This window comes from Mesorhizobium sp. WSM4313 (assembly GCF_002294725.1).
In the GTDB taxonomy this organism is placed as follows: Bacteria; Pseudomonadota; Alphaproteobacteria; order Rhizobiales; family Rhizobiaceae; genus Mesorhizobium.
On record NZ_NSFT01000014.1, the window covers coordinates 77,772 to 95,167 of the forward strand.

Below are 17,396 nucleotides of genomic sequence, written 5' to 3' on the forward strand. Positions count from 1 at the left end.
ATGGCAGCGGCAATCGCCAATCCCAGCGTTTCGATCCAGGACCTGTCGCTCAATTTCGGTGTGATGTCGGTGCTGAAAACGCTCAATCTCGACGTCGCCGAGGGCGAGTTCATCGTGCTTCTGGGACCGTCCGGCTGCGGCAAATCCACCTTGCTCAACTGCATCGCCGGCCTGCTCGACATTTCGGAAGGCCGCATCTTCATCAAGGGCAAGAACGTCACCTGGGAGGAGCCTAAGGACCGCGGCATCGGCATGGTGTTCCAGTCCTACGCGCTCTATCCGCAGATGACGGTCGAGAAGAACCTGTCCTTCGGTCTGCGCGTTGCCGGCCTGGCCAAGGACGAGATCGCCAAGCGCATCGCACGCGCCGCCGAGATCCTGCAGATCGAGCCGCTGTTGCAGCGCAAGCCCTCGGCGCTCTCCGGCGGCCAGCGCCAGCGCGTGGCGATCGGGCGGGCACTGGTGCGCGACGTCGACGTCTTCCTGTTCGACGAGCCGCTCTCCAATCTCGATGCCAAGCTGCGGGCGGAACTGCGCGTCGAGATCAAGCTGCTGCACCGCAAGCTCGAAAACACCATGATCTACGTCACCCACGATCAGATCGAGGCAATGACGCTCGCCGACCGCATCGCGGTGATGAAGGGCGGCGTCATCCAGCAGCTCGACGCGCCGCAGACCATCTACAACCGTCCGGTCAACCGCTTCGTCGCCGGCTTCCTCGGCTCGCCGGCGATGAACTTTGTCGACGGCCATTTGGAAAACGCGGATGGCGGCTGGCATTTTCTCGCCGATGGTCTGAAGATTCCACTCAGTACCTATGGTTTCGATCGGCAGCCGGAACCCGGACCGGCCGTGTTCGGCATCAGGCCCGAACATGTGAGTCTGAACAGCGGCGCCGGCTGGCCGTTCTCGGCGGCCAGCAAAGTCGAAGTGGTGGAACCGATGGGCTCCGACACGCTGGTCTGGCTGCAGCTCGCCCAACAGAAATTCAGCGTCCGGGTTACCTCGGAGCGCACGCCCGGGAATGATGAGGCGGTGACCGTCGGCTTCGATCCGATGCGCGCTTCGCTCTTCGATGCCCAGACCGGCAACCGCCTTTAACCCCAAGCAGAACGGACAGGACATGAACTGGTCATTCCAACTCTACAGCGCTCGCAATTTTCAACCATGGAACAACGTGGTGAAAATGCTCGGCGAGCTCGGCTACAGCCAGGTCGAAGGCTTTGGCGGTGTCTATGACGACCCGAAGGCGTTTCGCGCCGAGCTCGACAAGAACGGGCTTGCGATGCCGACCGGGCATTTCTCGATCGAGGCGCTGGAGAACGATTTCGACGGCGTGCGCAAGATCGCCGACGCGCTCGGCATCAGGCTGCTGATCTGCCCCTATCTGGTGCCCGATCAGCGCCCGTCCGACGCCGCCGGCTGGCGCGGCTTCGGCGAGCGCCTCGCCAAGGTGGGCGAGGTGGCAAAAAAGGCCGGCTACGGCTTTGCCTGGCACAACCATGATTTCGAGTTCAAGGCGCTTGCGGACGGCTCGCTGCCGCAGGACCACATCCTGTCCGCGGCACCGGACATCGGCTGGGAAATGGATGTCGCCTGGGTGGTGCGCGGCGGCGCCGATCCGCTGCCCTGGATCGAGAAGCATGGCAAGCGGATCGTTGCCGTCCACGTCAAGGACATGGCGAAGCCGGGCGAGGGGCTGGACGAGGACGGCTGGTCCGATGTCGGTCACGGCACGATCGACTGGGCGGGCCTGTTCAAGACGTTGCGCGCCAAGAGCGCGGCGCAGTATTTCGTCATGGAGCAGGACAACCCCAATGACATCGAGCGCTATGCCCGCCGCTCAATCGCAGCAGCCAAGAGCTGGCAGGAGTAATCAAAATGGCAGAGAAACTTGGCATCGGCGTCATCGGCTGCGGCAACATCTCGAAGGCGTATTTCTCGCTGGCGCCGCTGTTCCGCGGCATCAAGATGCGCGCCTGCGCGGATATCAACATGGAGGCCGCGAAAGCGCGGGCGAAGGAGTTCAAGCTCCGCGCCGAGACGGTCAACGACCTGCTCAAGGACGACGAGATCGACATCATCGTCAACCTGACGGTTCCGGCGGTGCACTACGAAATCTCCAAAGCGGTGCTCGATGCCGGCAAGCATGTCTATTCGGAAAAGCCGTTCGTCTTGTCGATCGAGGAAGGACTCGATCTCAAGAAACGGGCCGAGAAGAAGGGCCTGCGCATCGGTTCGGCGCCGGACACCTTCCTCGGCGGCGCGCACCAACTGGTCCGCGATCTCATCGACAGCGGCAAGCTCGGCGCGATCACCAGCGGCACCTGCCATGTGATGGGCCACGGCATGGAGCACTGGCACCCCAACCCGGATTTCTTCTTCCAGCCGGGCGCCGGCCCGGTGCTCGACATCGGGCCATACTATGTCACCAACCTGATCCAGCTGATCGGGCCGGTGAAGCAGGTGGCCGCCTTCGCAACGACGCCGGCCAAGGAGCGCACCATCAGCTCCAAACCGCGGGCGGGCGAGAAGATCCCGGTGAACACGCCGACCACCATCCATGCGCTGCTCGAATTCGCGAATGGCGCGGTGATCACGCTCAACACCAGCTGGGACGTCTGGAGCCATGGCCACGCGCCGATGGAGCTCTACGGCGAATTGGGCACCGTCTTCGTGCCGGATCCGAATTTCTTCGGCGGCGATGTACGCTTCACCGACTCGGCCAAGCCGGTGAAGAGGCTGCCCAAGTGGAACCATCCGTTCGGCGTGCCGAACGAGATGCACGGCCAGGGCATGATGGCTAATTATCGCACCGCCGGCCTTGCCGACATGGCAATCGCGATTGGCGAAGGGCGGCCGCACCGCTGCTCGATGGAGCTGGCACTGCACGCCGTCGATGTCATGACAGGCATCCTGCGCTCGGGCGAAAGCGGCAAATATGTCGCCATGCAGACGACCTGCGAGCGGCCGGCCGCGCTCGGCGTCAAGGACGCGAAGGCGTTGCTGGCGAAGAAAAAGTAGGTGGCAACCCCTCTCCCCGTTCCGGCGGGGAGAGGGTAAGGGTTAGGGGCAAGCATCGATTCAAATCAGGTTGGCGGTGGTCGCCACGCCGTTTCGATCCCAAGGATTCCCTATGCCCTATGTCGCCGCCGAAAATCGCTACGAGAAGATGATCTATAACCGCTGCGGACGGTCCGGCCTGAAGCTGCCGGCGATCTCGCTCGGGCTATGGCACAATTTCGGCAGCGACACGCCGCACAGGACCAAGCAGGCGATCGTGCGCAAGGCCTTCGATCTCGGCATCACGCATTTCGACCTCGCCAACAATTACGGCCCGCCGCCCGGCTCGGCGGAAATCGCGTTCGGCGAGATACTGCGCACCGATTTCGCTGCCTATCGCGATGAGATGATCATCTCGACCAAGGCTGGCTACGAGATGTGGGCCGGTCCGTATGGCGAATGGGGCAGCCGCAAATACATGCTCGCCAGCCTCGACCAGAGCCTCAAGCGAATGGGGCTCGACTATGTCGATATCTTCTATTCGCACCGTTTCGACCCCGAGACGCCGCTCGAAGAAACGATGGGCGCGCTCGACCACGCGGTGCGCTCGGGCAAGGCGCTCTATGCTGGCATCTCGTCCTACAATTCGCAGCGCACACGCGAGGCGGCCGACATTCTGCGCCAGCTCGGCACTCCTTGCCTCATCCACCAGCCGAGCTATTCGATGCTCAACCGCTGGGTCGAGGAGGATGGGCTGCTCGACACGCTGGAGGGGCTCGGCATCGGCTCGATCGTGTTCTCGCCGCTGGCGCAGGGCATGCTGACCGACAAATATCTCGGCGGCATCCCCGAGGGCAGCCGCGCATCCCAGGGCAAGTCGTTGCGACCGGCCTTCATCAACGACAAGTCGATCGCTAACATCAAGGCGCTCAACGCCATTGCCGGCCGCCGCGGCCAGACCTTGGCGCAGATGGCGCTGGCCTGGGTGCTGCGCAAAGGCCGCGTGACCACGGCGCTGATAGGGGCTAGCCGGCCGGAACAGGTGGAGGATTGCGTCGGCGCGCTCAAGGCGCTCGAGTTCTCCGACGCCGAGCTCGCCGAGATCGACAGCCACGCCCGCGAGTCCGACATCAACCTCTGGGCGGCTTCGGCCGAACGCAAGGGGCCGCCGCGCAAGTAGCGATTAGAGCAATTCCAGGAAAAGTGTGAGCGGTTTTCCGCCCGGAATTGCCTCAAAACAAGGAGATAGGGCATTTCGCCGTTTCCGTGAAACGGTGAAATGCTCTAACTGGCGAACCATCTCGTCGGGGCGCGTACCAGAAGGGATGTGCTGCGGAAACAGTGGCAAAATCGCTTGTTCGTCGTTATCTCAGGGGAATTGAAGTCGTTCGCATGCGAGATATGCCGCGAGCGTCGATTGGGCGAACAAGATGACGGCAAGAGATGCGCTGACCAAGAACCAGCTCTGCGTGCTCGAGAAGCTCGAGGCGTCCAGCGGACCGCTCAGCGCCTATACTTTGCTCGACCAGCTGCGCGAGCGCGGTTTCCGCGCGCCGCTGCAGGTCTACCGGGCGCTCGACACGCTGGTGAAGTCCGGCTTCGTGCACCGGCTCGAAAGCCTCAACTCCTTCGTCGCCTGCGCCGAGCCGCACGACCACAGCCATTCGATGACGGCCTTCGCCATCTGCGACAATTGCGGCCAGGTGACCGAGATGTCCGACCACGATGTCGGCCACCGGCTGGACGAATGGATGCGCTCGACGGGATTTGCCGCCAAGAAGGCGGTGATCGAGTTTCGCGGTGTGTGCGCCAAGTGCAGGGCTGAGGCTGCGTAAGCTTCACATCGTCATACTAGGGCGGAGCAAGGAGCGAAGCGACGCGCGCAGACCCTAGTATCCATTCCGTGACATACACGCACCGCCACGGTGCAGAATCTGCATTGACAAGCGGCGTGCTCGCCAAGCTATCCACAACCGCCGCGCACTACGGCGCGCGTCGCGGCATGGATCCTCGGGTCTGCGCGCGTCGCTTCGCTCCTTGCTCCGCCCGTGGATGACGAACGAACGTGAGACGCCTAATGCGCCTCGTCCCAATTGTCCGCGGCCCGCGCATCGACATGCAGCGGCACCGACATCGAGACCGCCGGCATCGGCGCATTCTCCATCACCTTGCGCACCACGGGGATCGTCGCCTCCACCTCCGCTTCCACCGTTTCGAAGATCAGCTCGTCATGCACCTGCAACAGCATGCGGGCGGAGAGCTTCGCCTTCTCCAGCGCTTCTTCCATATGGACCATGGCGCGGCGGATGATGTCGGCGGCGGTGCCTTGGAGTCTGGCGTTGATTGAGGCGCGCTCGTTGAAGGCGCGCACCGACGGGTTGGAAGCCCTTATCTCCGGATAGTGGATGCGACGGCCGAAGATCGTTTCGACGAAACCGTTCTCCCGCGCATAGGCCTTGGTCTCCTCGATATAGTCCCGGATGCCCGGAAAACGCTCGAAATAGCGTTTGATGTAGGCGCCCGCCTCTTCGCGCGGGATCGACAGCTGGTTGGCGAGGCCGAAGGCCGAGATGCCGTAGATGATGCCGAAATTGATCGCCTTGGCGCGCCGGCGCACCTCCGAAGGCATGCCTTCGACCGGCACATTGAACATTTCCGACGCGGTGATGGCATGGATGTCGGCGCCGTCGGCGAAGGCCTGTTTGAGCTGCGGGATTTCGGCGACATGGGCAAGCACGCGCAATTCGATCTGGCTGTAGTCGGCCGAGACCAGCTTGTGGCCTTTCTCCGCGATGAAGGCGGTCCTGATCTTGCGGCCTTCCGCCGTGCGCACCGGGATGTTCTGCAAATTGGGATCGGAGGATGACAGCCGCCCGGTGGTGGTCGCGGCCAGCGCATAGGAAGTGTGGACGCGGTTGGTGCCGGGGTTGATGAAACCGGGCAGCGCGTCGGTATAGGTCGACTTCAGCTTGGTAAGCTGGCGCCAGTCGACGATCTTGCGCGGCAGCTCGTGGCCCTCGGCGGCGAGATCCTCCAGCAACTGTGCCGAGGTCGACCATTGGCCGGTCTTGGTCTTCGAGCCGCCCGGCAGCCCCATCTTGCCGAACAATATGTCGCCGAGCTGTTTTGGCGAGCCGATGTTGATGCGCTCGCCGACGATCCCGTAAATCTCTTCCTCGACGCGGGCCGCGCCTTGAGCCAGCTCGCCGGAGAGCCGCGACAGGATCTGGCGGTCGACCGAGATGCCGCGCTGTTCCATGCGGGCGAGCACGGGCACCAGCGGCCGCTCCAGACGCTCATAGACGGAAACGAGGCCCTTGGCGGCAAGCCTCGGCTTCAGCACCCGCCAGAGCTGCAGCGCCAGGTCGGCCTGCTCGGCAGCGTAGGCGGTCGCACGCTCTATATCGACCTGGTCGAAGCCGATGGCGCTCTTGCCCGAGCCGGCGAGCTCCTTCTTCGAGGCCGGCGCGTGGCCGAGCCACTTCTCCGACAGCGAGACGAGGTCGTGACCGCCGGATGTGCCCGCATCGAGCACGTAGGAGATCAGCATCGTGTCGTCGAACGGACCGATCTCGATGCCGTGCCGGCTCATCACGACGATGTCGTATTTCATATCCTGGACGATCTTGAGGACCGATCGGTCCTCAAGCAGCGGCTTCAGCAGCGCCAGCGCCTTGCGGACCGGGATCTGGTTCTCCAGCATGCCGCCGCCGAGCAGGTCGCCATTGCCGCTCTTGTGGGCGAGCGGCACATAGACGGCGCGGCCAGGCGCGAGCGCCATGGACAGGCCGATCAGGTCCGCCCGCATCGGGTCGGACGAGCTGGTCTCGGCGTCGAACGCAAGGACACCGGCCTCGCGGGCTTCGGCTATCCAGGCCTCGAGCGCGGCCGTGTCGCGGATGGGGACATAGGCCGAAGGGTCGATCTTGCGAGCGGCCGCCTGCTCCAGCCGCAGGGCAGAGAGGAGCGATGGGGTATCGCCTTGCGGCGGCGCGTCCTCGCCCCTGACCGGCGCCGCCGGCTTTGCGGCATCGTTCGGCGCGGCCGCCGGCCTTGGCACCGGCGGTGCGCCGGCGCCGACATCGGGGCCATGCGCGGTATCGGCGCGCTCGATGGAGACGGCGGTGGCCTGGACGTCGCCAATGTCGGTTGCGGTCGCTTCGGCGACACGTCGGGTCAGTGTGGTGAACTCCATCGTCTTTAGGAAGCCGATCAGCTTCGGGCCATCCGGCGCATGCAGGACAAGATCGTCCAGCCCTTCCTTCAGCGGCACGTCGTTCTTCAACGTCACCAACTCGCGCGAGATGCGCGCCTTGTCGGCATTGGCGATGATGGTCTCGCGCCGTTTCTCCTGCTTGATCTCCGAAGCGCGCGCCAGCAGCCCGTCGAGGTCGCCGAACTGCTCCAGCAATTGCGCCGCGGTCTTCGGGCCGATGCCCGGCACGCCCGGAACATTGTCGACCGAGTCGCCGGTCAGCGCCTGCAGGTCGATCATCTTTTCGGGCGGCACGCCCCATTTCTCGATCACCTCGGGAATGCCGATCTGGCGATCCTTCATCGGGTCGTACATGCCGACCGTCGGACCGACCAACTGCATCAGATCCTTGTCGGAGGAGATGATGGTGGTATCAGCGCCGGCTTCGCAAGCCAGCCGGCAATAAGTCGCGATGATATCGTCGGCTTCAAAACCCTCCGTCTCTATGCAAGGGACATTGAAGGCTGCGGTCGCCTGGCGGATCAGGCCGAATTGCGGGATCAGGTCTTCCGGCGGCGCAGAGCGGTTGGCCTTGTATTCGGGGTAGAGATCGCTGCGGAAGGTTTTCGACGAATAGTCGAAGATGACGGCGAAATGCGTCGGCACCACGCCGACATCGGTGTTGCGGGCGTCCTGCATCAGCTTCCACACCATGTTGCAGAAGCCGAGCACGGCGCTGGTCGGCAGGCCGTCGGATTTGCGGTTGAGCGGCGGCAGCGCGTGATAGGCGCGGAAAATGTAGCCGGAGCCGTCGACGAGGAAGAGGTGATCGCCTTTTTTCATGCCGGCAGGGATAGCGCGGCCCGGCTTCGCGGTCCATGGCTAAGGCTGTGGAACCCACCGGTTCGGGCAACACCCCTGACACATCCTGTCCGGCTGGAAATTTGCCGCTCACGGGTATGTTACAAAAGTGTAATTTTCGTGCCCTTGAATCGCCATGTTCACAGACCCAAATACACGTCATCGGCAGTTTTTCGCCGAAGTCCGGAGTAAGGCCCGTCCCCCGCCTATCCCGGGCAAACTGCGGCAGCCTATCCCCCCTCTCCGGGCTGCCGCAACGTTTCGAGTAGAGACCGCCGTGGTTCCCCCTCCACCACGGCGGTTCTTTTTTGCCTTCAGGCAAGCCTTTGCCGCTTGGTCCAATGATCGCGGGCTTTTCGTTTTCGGCATGGCCCTTTAGGGTCTGCCCAAAATCGAAAGGCAAAAAGCATGTCCAGAATTTCCCCCGTCCTCGACCGTCTCGACCAGAATCTCGACCAAAGCCTGGAGCGGCTGTTCGGCCTGCTCGGCATCAAGTCAATCTCCACCGATCCGGCCTTTGCCGCCGATTGCCGCGCGGGCGCCGAATGGCTGGTCGCCGAGCTCAAGCGGATCGGCTTCGACGCCAGTGTGCGCGATACGCCCGGACATCCGATGGTGGTGGCGCATCATGAGGGACCGGCGGGCGCGCCGCATGTGCTGTTCTACGGCCACTATGACGTCCAGCCGGTCGATCCGATCGAATTGTGGGAAACCGATCCGTTCGCGCCGTCGATCAAGGAGATCGAGCCCGGCCGCAAAGTGATCACCGGCCGCGGCTCGGCCGATGATAAGGGCCAGCTGATGACCTTCGTCGAGGCCTGCCGCGCGTGGAAGCAGGTGCATGGCAACCTGCCTTGCCGCGTCACTATCCTGTTCGAAGGCGAGGAGGAATCCGGCTCGCCGTCGCTGAAGCCGTTCCTGGAAGCCAACGCGGCCGAGCTGAAGGCGGATTTCGCGCTGGTCTGCGACACCAGCATGTGGAACCGCGAGACGCCGTCGATCTGCGTGTCGCTGCGCGGCATGGTCGGCGAGGAGGTCACCGTCAAGGCGGCCAACCGCGACCTGCATTCGGGCCTCTATGGCGGCCCGGCCGCCAATCCGATCCGCATCCTGGCCAAGGTGCTGGCGGATATTCACGACAAGGACGGCCGCGTCACCATTGCGGGCTTCTATGACGGCGTCGAGGAGACGCCCTCGCAGGTGCTGAAATCCTGGGAGGGACTTGGCGAGACGGCCGAGACCTTCCTCGGACCGGTCGGCCTTTCCATTCCCGCCGGCGAGAAGGGCCGCTCGGTGCTCGAGCTCACCTGGGCGCGGCCGACCGCGGAATTCAACGGCATCATCGGCGGTTATACCGGCAAGGGTTTCAAGACGGTAATCGCGGCGCAAGCGTCGGCGAAAGTGTCGTTCCGGCTCGTTCACAAGCAGGATCCAAAGAAGATCCGCGCCGCCTTCCAGGCTTTCGTGCGCGAACGCATTCCCGGCGACTGCTCGGTCGAATTCCACCCGCATGGCGGCTCGCCGGCGATCCAGCTCTCCTACGACTCGCCGTTCCTGGCCAAGGCCAAGGATGCGCTGTCCGACGAATGGGAGAAGCAGGCGGTCACCACCGGCGGCGGCGGCTCCATTCCCGTGGTCGGCGATTTCCAGACCTATCTCGGCATGGAATCACTGCTGGTCGGCTTCGGCCTCGACGACGACCGCATTCATTCGCCGAACGAGAAATACGAGCTGACCTCGTTCCACAAGGGGCAGCGGTCCTGGGCGCGCATTCTCGACGCGCTGACCCGCTGAGCGAAATCACGAAAACCTTGAAATTCAACTTTCTGTTGATTTTTCTTCGGATCGCGGCGAGGACGAATTAGCTAGCGCGAAGTGCCGCGGCGTTGCGAGGATGGGCAACGCCGCAGGCGCGACCGGGAGAAGAGAATGACCGATATCCGTTTCCACAAAAACGATCTGCCCGACCTGTCGCGCTACAATGTCGGGGCGGTGGCCATCGACACGGAAACGCTAGGGCTCAACCCGCATCGTGACCGGCTCTGCGTGGTGCAGATTTCGCCCGGCGACGGCAGCGCCGATGTCATCCAGATCGCACCAGGCCAGAAGGAGGCGCCGAACCTCGCCAGCCTGCTGAGAAACAACACGATCACCAAGCTGTTTCACTACGGCCGCTTCGACATCGCCGTGCTCTACCATGCCTTCGGCGTGATGGCCGAGCCGGTGTTTTGCACCAAGATCGCCTCACGGCTCACCCGCACCTATACCGACCGCCACGGGCTGAAGGATCTCTGCGGCGAACTGCTCGGCATCGGCCTGTCCAAGGTGCAGCAATCCTCCGACTGGGCGGCCGAAACGCTCTCGCCCGAACAGCTCGAATATGCCGCCTCGGACGTGCTCTACCTGCACAGGTTGCGCGAGGTGCTGGGCGCGCGCCTGGCGCGCGAGAACCGCACCAAGGAGGCGGACGCCTGCTTCCGTTTCCTGCCGACGCGCGCCAAGCTCGACCTTATGGGCTGGGCTGAGGAAGATATTTTCGCGCATAGTTGAGGGACGAAGGTCCGTCGACCCAGCCCGTGGAGAAGTGAAATGGCAGAGCGCAAACCGATCGCGAGCGCGCCCAAGGACGGCTCCAAAGTCACGATCATGTGGAAGGACCGCGACGGTGTCGTCAATGAATCCGTCGGGCAATATCGCGACGGCGGCTGGTGGGTCTACACCGACAGCGACACGCAGAAGAAAGTCGAACCGACGAGCTGGCGGCCGGCAACCGATGATGGGGACGACGGCCAGTAGGTGATCCTCACCTGACAATTTCAGGGCGGGCGCGAGGCTTGGCCGCAACAAGGGGGCGCAATGAGACAGAACACGCTCTATCTCATCATCGGGGCGCTGGTCGCGATTGTCATCGCGCTCGGCATCTATGTCTATCGCGAGCAGACCAGGCCGAAAGGCGTCGAGCTCAAGATCGACGACAAGGGCATTTCGATCCAGCAGAATTGACCATGGTGGCCAGCCGGGAGACCGGCGCGGTGAGGGGCTAGACCGGCTTTGCGAGACGACATTGCGCCGGGGGGATTTCGGCCGGAGATACAGGGGCTGCGCGGGCTTGCCGTCGCCTTTGTGGTGATTTTCCACATCTGGCCGGCAGCGCTTCCCGGCGGCTATGTCGGGGTCGACATCTTCTTCGTCATCTCCGGCTTCCTGATCACCGGCCTGCTCACCCGCATGGCGCTCAGCGATGACGGCATCTCGCTGGTCGGCTTTTACACGCGTCGGGTCAGGCGGCTGCTGCCGGCGGCGATCGTCGCGCTCCTGGTCACGCTCGCTGGAACGCTGCTGTTCGTGTCGGACGCATGGTGGGAAGAAACCGCCAAACAGGTGATCGCAAGCGCGCTCTACATGCAGAACTGGCGGCTTGCCGAACAGGCCGTGGATTATCTCGGCGCCGAGGACGCGCCGAGCCCCGTGCAGCATTTCTGGTCGCTGTCGATCGAGGAGCAGTTCTACATCGTCTGGCCGCTGCTGATGTTGGCGGTCCTGTGGTGGGCCAGGCGTCGCGGACATTCGCCGATGCAGACGCTCGTCTTCGTGCTCGGCGTGGTCATGGCGGGCTCGCTCGCGGCTTCCGTCGCTCTCACCCGATCCGATCCGGCTTGGGCCTATTTCGTCACCCATACGCGGGTCTGGGAGCTGGCCCTCGGCGGACTGCTGGCGCTGACCTCCGACCGCTTCCGGCCAAACGGCCGCGTGCGGACAGCGATGGTTGTCGCCGGCAGCTTGGCGGCGCTCGCATCGGCGATGCTGTTTTCAAGGTCGACCGATTTTCCGGGTTTCAAGGCGCTGCTGCCGACACTCGGCACGACCTTGATCATTGCGGCCGGCAGCGTACGCATGGGCCGCTTCCGCGGCCTCGACATCGCCATGCTGCGCTATATCGGCGATCGCTCCTATTCGATCTACCTGTGGCATTGGCCGCTGATCATTTTTTACGCCGCGCAGCGCGGCGCCATCGACCTTGTTGATGGTGTTCTGCTGATCGTCGTCACCCTGATGGTTTCCGAACTCTCCTACCGCTTCGTCGAACAGCCCTATCGCCATTCGCGCTCGTCCCGGGCATGGCGGCCACTGATCGACGGCACGGCGGCGGTGGGGTTGTGCGTGGCGGTGGCCGGCGGACTCGTCTACGCGATCGACCGGCAGCCCATCGATACCGGCCTGATCGGAACGCCGAATTATCCGGGACCTGCGGCCTTGCTGGCGAACGCTGTCGTACCCCAGGGTGTCAAGCCATTGCCGCCCTTGAGCAAGATCGGCAGCGACGTGCCCGTCATCTACAGGATGAAGTGTCACCAGCAGCAGAAGGGAACCGACGCGACCGGTTGCCAGCTCGGCGACCCGGCGGGGACGAGGACCATTGTCGTGATGGGCGATTCCCACGCGGCGCAATGGGTGCCGGCTGTCGACAAAATCGCCAAAGACAGAAAATGGAGGCTCGTCACCTTCACCAAGGCGGCATGCCCGGTAACCCGGGTCACCATCCTTGAAGACGGCAAGCCGTATCAGCAATGCGCGCTGTGGCGGGAGAAAGTTCTCGCCGAAATCGCCAAATTGAAGCCCCATTTCGTGATCACCAGCCAGAGCAACTATACCAGCGTTGCCCAGGGTGCGATGATTGAGGGATTGCGCAGCGTCTGGGGCGAGCTCACACGTCAGGGCGTGCGCGTCGTCGCCATCCGCAACACGCCTTTCAGCCTGTTCGACCCGCGCACCTGCCTGGGCACGGACCCGGCCAAATGCATCAATCCGCGCGCCGAGGTCGAACGGGAAAACATCTACGCGCTCGCCGCCCGGTCCGTGGCCGGGGTGACCTTGGTCGACATGAACGATGCGCTATGCAGCAAGGACAGCTGCCCGGCGGTGGTCGGCAACATCGTCGTGCTGCGCGACAACCATCATCTCACGGCAACCTACGCGCTGGCGCTGGCTCCCTACCTGGCCAAGGCAGCGGGACTTTGAGCAACCGTCCACCCGCGATGATTCGGCGTCCCGCAGGCGCGAATTCGACAGCGAAGGATAGTGCGATGCCGTTGGATTTAGAAAATCCTAAGGGTTTTCAAAACGCTGCATAAACCCTGCTTTAACCCGCCTTTAAACCGCCGCATCTAGTCTTCAACCCGAACGCCATCGGCACCCGGGGGCAGGTTAGCAAGAGCGCATGGCGAACCGCAGAGACAGTCGCATCGAACCGAGCTTCGAGGAGGCGCCGCGCGCGAAATCCTCCGAAGGCTTTTCGGTGAGCGAGGAGGATCGCGTCGTGCCGCGCAGCCGTAAATCCACTGCAAAGGGCAGATCCGCAAAGAAATCACGCGGTCGCGGCCGCGACCGCAGCCGGCGGGGCTTGCTCGGCATCGCAACCCGCCTGGTCTACTGGTGCTTCGTGCTTTGTATTTGGGGCGGCATCGCGGCGGCCGGCATCGTCGTCTATTACGGTGCTAAGATGCCGGCGGCGACCACTTGGTCGATCCCCGACCGCGCGCCCAACATCAAGATCGTGTCGGTCGATGGCGGGCTGATCGCCAATCGCGGCATGTCGGGCGGCGAGGCCGTCGGCCTGCACGAAATGTCGCCTTATATCCCGCAAGCCGTCGTCGCCATCGAGGACCGCCGCTTCTATTCGCATTTCGGCATCGACCCGATCGGGCTTTCACGCGCCATGGTCACCAACGTTCTCGGCGGTCATTTCTCGCAGGGCGGCTCGACGCTGACGCAGCAGCTGGCGAAGAACCTGTTCCTGACGCCGGACCGCACGCTGGAGCGCAAGGTGCAGGAAGTGCTGCTCGCGCTCTGGCTCGAACACAAGCACAGCAAGGACCAGATCCTCGAAATGTATCTCAACCGGGTCTATTTCGGATCCGGAGCCTATGGCGTGGAAGCGGCTTCGCGGCGCTATTTCGGCAAGAGCGCGCGCGACGTGAGCCTTTCCGAGGCAGCACTGCTGGCGGGGCTGCTCAAGGCACCGTCCAAGCTTTCGCCGGCGCGCGACCCGAAGGCGGCCGAGGAGCGGGCGCAGCTCGTGCTCGCGGCCATGCGCGCGGAAGGCAAGATCAGCGACAAGGAATACAAGGTGGCGCTGAGCGCGCCGGCGACGCGCGCGCCGTCCTACTGGACCGGCTCCGAGAACTATGTCGCCGACACGGTGATGGAGGAGCTTCCCGATCTCATCGGCGAGGTGCGCGGCGACATCATCGTCGACACCACTGTCGACTTGACCCTGCAGAAGCTTGCCGAACAGTCGATCCGCCGGCTGATCGACGAAAGCGGCAAGAAGCTCAACGTCAGCCAAGGCGCGCTGGTGTCGATCGACGATTCCGGCGCGGTGCGCGCCATGGTCGGTGGCTATGATTATTCGACCAGCCAGTTCGACCGCGCCTCGGAAGCGCGCCGGCAGCCGGGCTCGGCCTTCAAGCCGTTCGTCTACATGGCGGCGCTGGAGGCCGGCCGCACGCCGGACAGCATCCGCAACGACGCGCCGATCAAAATTGGCAAATGGACGCCGGACAATTACGGCGGCAAATATTACGGCAAGGTGACGCTGGCGACGGCGCTGGCCAAGTCGCTGAACTCAGTGGCGGCGCAGCTCACCATGGAAGTCGGGCCCGACGCGGTGGTGGAAGCCGCGCATCGCATGGGCATCCAGTCCGACCTGCAGGCCAACACCTCGATCGCGCTCGGCACCTCGGAGGTGACGCCGCTGGAGCTGACTTCCGCCTACGTTCCGTTCGCCAATGGCGGCTACAAGCCGGACGTCCATTTCATCCGCCGCATCACCACCGGCGAGGGCAAGGTGCTTTACGAGAACAGCGGCGGCAGCGCGCCGCGCGTCGTCAAGGCCGACACCGTCGGCATGATGAATTCGATGATGACCGGCACGGTCGAGATCGGCACCGCCAAGAAGGCGGCCTTCAATTGGCCGTCGGCCGGCAAGACCGGCACCAGCCAGAACTCGCGCGATGCCTGGTTCGTCGGCTACACCGCCAATCTCACGACGGGCGTTTGGTTCGGCAATGACGACGGCAGCCCGATGAAGAAGGTCACCGGCGGCGCCCTGCCGGCGCAGGCCTGGCACGAATTCATGGTGGCCGCGCATGAGGGCGTGCCTGTGCGGCCGCTGCCGGGCACCTGGAAGTCGACGCCGTCCGATACGATCGTGCCGGACGAGATCCCGTCGGCGGACGCCTCGCAGCCGCCGCCTGCGCCGCCCGCAGCCGTCGGCCAGTCAAAGCCTGCTGCTCCATCGCAGCCTGTCGCCCAGGCGCCCGCGCGTCCGGTGCGGACCGCGCGACCTGCCGAGACCGTCGATGCCGCCGGCTTCGATATGCCGAGCGACAGCGGCGAGACCGCCTCGATCAAGCATCCGGTGCCGCCCGGCAATGTCGGCGGCCCGACGAAAAAGCGCCAGACTTCGATCCTCGATATTCTGGGCGGCGGTTAGAGCGGCAACTTCGCCTCTCGCAATGGCAAGCGCCTTCGGCTACATGTCCGGCCGGAGACAAAACCATGGCCGAGACCGACAGCAGAAAAACAATCGTGCTCACCGGCGCCAGCCGCGGCATCGGCCATGCGACGGTGAAGCGCTTTTCGCGCGAGGGTTGGCGCGTCATCACCTGCTCGCGCCAGGCCTTTGCCGAGGACTGTCCATGGCCGGCCGGTCCCGAGGACCACATCAAGGTCGACCTCGCCGACCAGGAGGATGTCGGCATCGCCGTTTCGGAAATCCGTCACCGGCTGGAGGCGCATGGCGGACAGCTGCACGCCCTGGTCAACAATGCCGGCATCTCGCCGAAGCTGAAAGACGGCAGGCGCATGGACTCGATCGAGACGCCGATGCATGTCTGGCGCGATGTGTTCCAGGTCAATTTCTTCGCGCCGATCATGCTGGCAAGGGGGCTGTTCAAGGAGCTCGCCGCTGCCAAGGGCTCGATCGTCAACGTCACCTCGATCGCCGGCACCCGTGTGCATCCCTTCGCCGGCACGGCCTATGCCACGTCGAAAGCGGCGCTCGGCTCGCTGACGCGCGAGATGGCGCATGATTTCGGCCCGCACGGCATCCGCGTCAACGCGATCGCCCCGGGCGAGATCGACACCGCGATCCTTTCGCCCGGCACCGACAGAATAGTCGAGACGATCCCGCTGAGACGACTGGGCGCCACTTCGGAAGTTGCCGACATCATCTTCTTCCTGTGCTCGGGCCAGGCGTCCTACGTGACCGGCTCGGAAATCCACATCAATGGCGGCCAGCACGTGTGATTTGCTGGCGCCATGAATCGCTCATCCAGCCATGGTGACAACAGCTTTGCCGCTGAAGCTGCGCTGCCGCAGAGCATCCAGGGCCTGGCCGATGTCCGCCCACGGCACGGTCATGGCCACGCGGGTCTCCAGCCGGCCGGCCGCGACAAGATCGAGCAGCACGGCGATGTCGGCGCCGATGGCTGAACCGGACGTGTAATAGGCGAAGGTCTGTAGCCGCGCGCCTTCGTGGCCGGGAACGAATTGGCGGAAGCCGATCGGCGTGAGCTCGCCGCTGCTCGAACCGAACATGACGATGGTCCCGCCGGGCGCGATGCGTTCGATCGCATCGGCGAGGCTTTTGCCGCCGACCGACTCGGTGATCAGCGAAAAAGGTCCCTCGGCCAGTTCGATCGACTCGACGACCTGCCCGGCGCCCAGATCGCGAAGATCATCGTGGTGCCGGGCCGAAGCGACCGCTGTCACCGAAGCGCCTTGCTCGCGGGCGATCTGGATCTGGAAGCGGCCGACCGCGCCGCTTGCGCCGGTGATCAGGACCCGCTGTCCGGCGAGATTGCCGCCATGGCGCAAGGTCCTGAGCGCCGTCGTGCCGGCCACCGGAAGCGTGGCTGCGGACGCGAAGCTGACCGCGTCCGGCACGACGGCAAGACGATCGGTCGGAACCGCGACCCGTTCAGCCCAGCCGGCCTGGTCGACCAAGGCGGCAACGCGCGTGCCCGCGGTCGGGCCCGAGCCATCGGCCGCCGCGCGCTCGACAATGCCGACGATGTCCTGGCCAGGTATCCACCCGTCAGGTCGGATGCCGAGCAGGCGCAGCTCGCCACGATTCAACGATGTTGCATGAACTGCCACCAACGCTTCATTTCCATTGCAGTTTGGGTGATCGACCTTGGTGAGCTTCAGCCGGTCGGGGCTGTCGGAAGAGATGGCGAGAGCGAGCATGGGCCCATCCTTTGAAATTGGCGTTTGGGAGTCGCGATCGATTGACGAAGTGGCTGGAGCCTATCGACTTTCGTGGTCGAAGAAT

The 17,396-nt window shown here is 64.0% G+C and carries 14 protein-coding genes; 12 read left to right on the forward strand and 2 right to left on the reverse strand.

Going from position 1 to position 17,396, the window contains the following annotated elements; translation table 11 throughout:
* From ugpC to CK219_RS24770, 5 genes are all read left to right on the forward strand, one after another.
* Window positions 1–1,101: a sn-glycerol-3-phosphate ABC transporter ATP-binding protein UgpC gene (ugpC, locus tag CK219_RS24750; protein ID WP_095769306.1), complete on the forward strand. Its 1,101-nt coding sequence runs from the start codon at window positions 1–3 to the stop codon at window positions 1,099–1,101.
* 22 nt (window positions 1,102–1,123) lie between these two features.
* Window positions 1,124–1,876 (forward strand): sugar phosphate isomerase/epimerase, encoded by a 753-nt coding sequence (locus tag CK219_RS24755; protein WP_095769229.1) that lies wholly within the window; start codon window positions 1,124–1,126, stop codon window positions 1,874–1,876.
* 5 nt (window positions 1,877–1,881) lie between these two features.
* A complete protein-coding gene (locus CK219_RS24760) occupies window positions 1,882–3,024 on the forward strand; it encodes a Gfo/Idh/MocA family oxidoreductase (protein WP_095769230.1) in 1,143 nt (380 codons plus the stop codon).
* Window positions 3,025–3,136: 112 nt separating this feature from the next.
* Window positions 3,137–4,183 (forward strand): L-glyceraldehyde 3-phosphate reductase, encoded by a 1,047-nt coding sequence (gene mgrA, locus CK219_RS24765; protein WP_095769231.1) that lies wholly within the window; start codon window positions 3,137–3,139, stop codon window positions 4,181–4,183.
* Window positions 4,184–4,433: 250 nt separating this feature from the next.
* Window positions 4,434–4,838, forward strand: coding sequence for a Fur family transcriptional regulator (locus CK219_RS24770; RefSeq protein WP_095769232.1), 405 nt, complete (start codon window positions 4,434–4,436; stop codon window positions 4,836–4,838).
* A gap of 239 nt (window positions 4,839–5,077) precedes the next feature.
* Here the strand turns inward: CK219_RS24770 and polA are convergent, their stop codons facing one another.
* A complete protein-coding gene (gene polA / locus CK219_RS24775; protein WP_095769233.1) occupies window positions 5,078–8,041 on the reverse strand; it encodes a DNA polymerase I in 2,964 nt (987 codons plus the stop codon).
* 426 nt (window positions 8,042–8,467) lie between these two features.
* On the opposite strand from polA, the gene CK219_RS24780 reads away from it, so the two are divergent.
* The 7 genes from CK219_RS24780 (at window position 8,468) to CK219_RS24810 (ending at window position 16,369) form a co-directional block, all read left to right on the forward strand.
* Window positions 8,468–9,853 carry a M20/M25/M40 family metallo-hydrolase gene (locus tag CK219_RS24780; RefSeq protein ID WP_095769234.1) on the forward strand — a complete coding sequence of 462 codons (1,386 nt, stop codon included), beginning with the start codon at window positions 8,468–8,470 and terminating at the stop codon, window positions 9,851–9,853.
* A 135-nt stretch (window positions 9,854–9,988) separates the two neighbouring features.
* On the forward strand, window positions 9,989–10,609 hold the full coding sequence (locus tag CK219_RS24785) for a ribonuclease D (protein WP_095769235.1): 621 nt from the start codon (window positions 9,989–9,991) through the stop codon (window positions 10,607–10,609).
* Window positions 10,610–10,648: 39 nt separating this feature from the next.
* On the forward strand, window positions 10,649–10,855 hold the full coding sequence (locus CK219_RS24790) for a hypothetical protein (protein ID WP_095769236.1): 207 nt from the start codon (window positions 10,649–10,651) through the stop codon (window positions 10,853–10,855).
* A 60-nt stretch (window positions 10,856–10,915) separates the two neighbouring features.
* Window positions 10,916–11,062, forward strand: coding sequence for a hypothetical protein (locus CK219_RS24795; protein ID WP_095769237.1), 147 nt, complete (start codon window positions 10,916–10,918; stop codon window positions 11,060–11,062).
* Window positions 11,063–11,110: 48 nt separating this feature from the next.
* Window positions 11,111–13,078, forward strand: coding sequence for an acyltransferase family protein (locus tag CK219_RS24800; RefSeq protein WP_095769238.1), 1,968 nt, complete (start codon window positions 11,111–11,113; stop codon window positions 13,076–13,078).
* Window positions 13,079–13,277: 199 nt separating this feature from the next.
* On the forward strand, window positions 13,278–15,554 hold the full coding sequence (locus CK219_RS24805) for a transglycosylase domain-containing protein (RefSeq protein WP_095769239.1): 2,277 nt from the start codon (window positions 13,278–13,280) through the stop codon (window positions 15,552–15,554).
* A gap of 65 nt (window positions 15,555–15,619) precedes the next feature.
* The gene (locus tag CK219_RS24810; RefSeq protein ID WP_095769240.1) at window positions 15,620–16,369 is read left to right on the forward strand and encodes an SDR family oxidoreductase; all 750 of its coding nucleotides are present in this window, start codon (window positions 15,620–15,622) and stop codon (window positions 16,367–16,369) included.
* 21 nt (window positions 16,370–16,390) lie between these two features.
* On the opposite strand, the gene CK219_RS24815 is transcribed toward CK219_RS24810, so the two are convergent.
* Entirely contained in the window at window positions 16,391–17,311 is a 921-nt protein-coding gene (locus tag CK219_RS24815) for a zinc-binding dehydrogenase (RefSeq protein WP_095769241.1), read from the reverse strand.
* Between the last annotated feature and the right edge of the window lie 85 nt (window positions 17,312–17,396).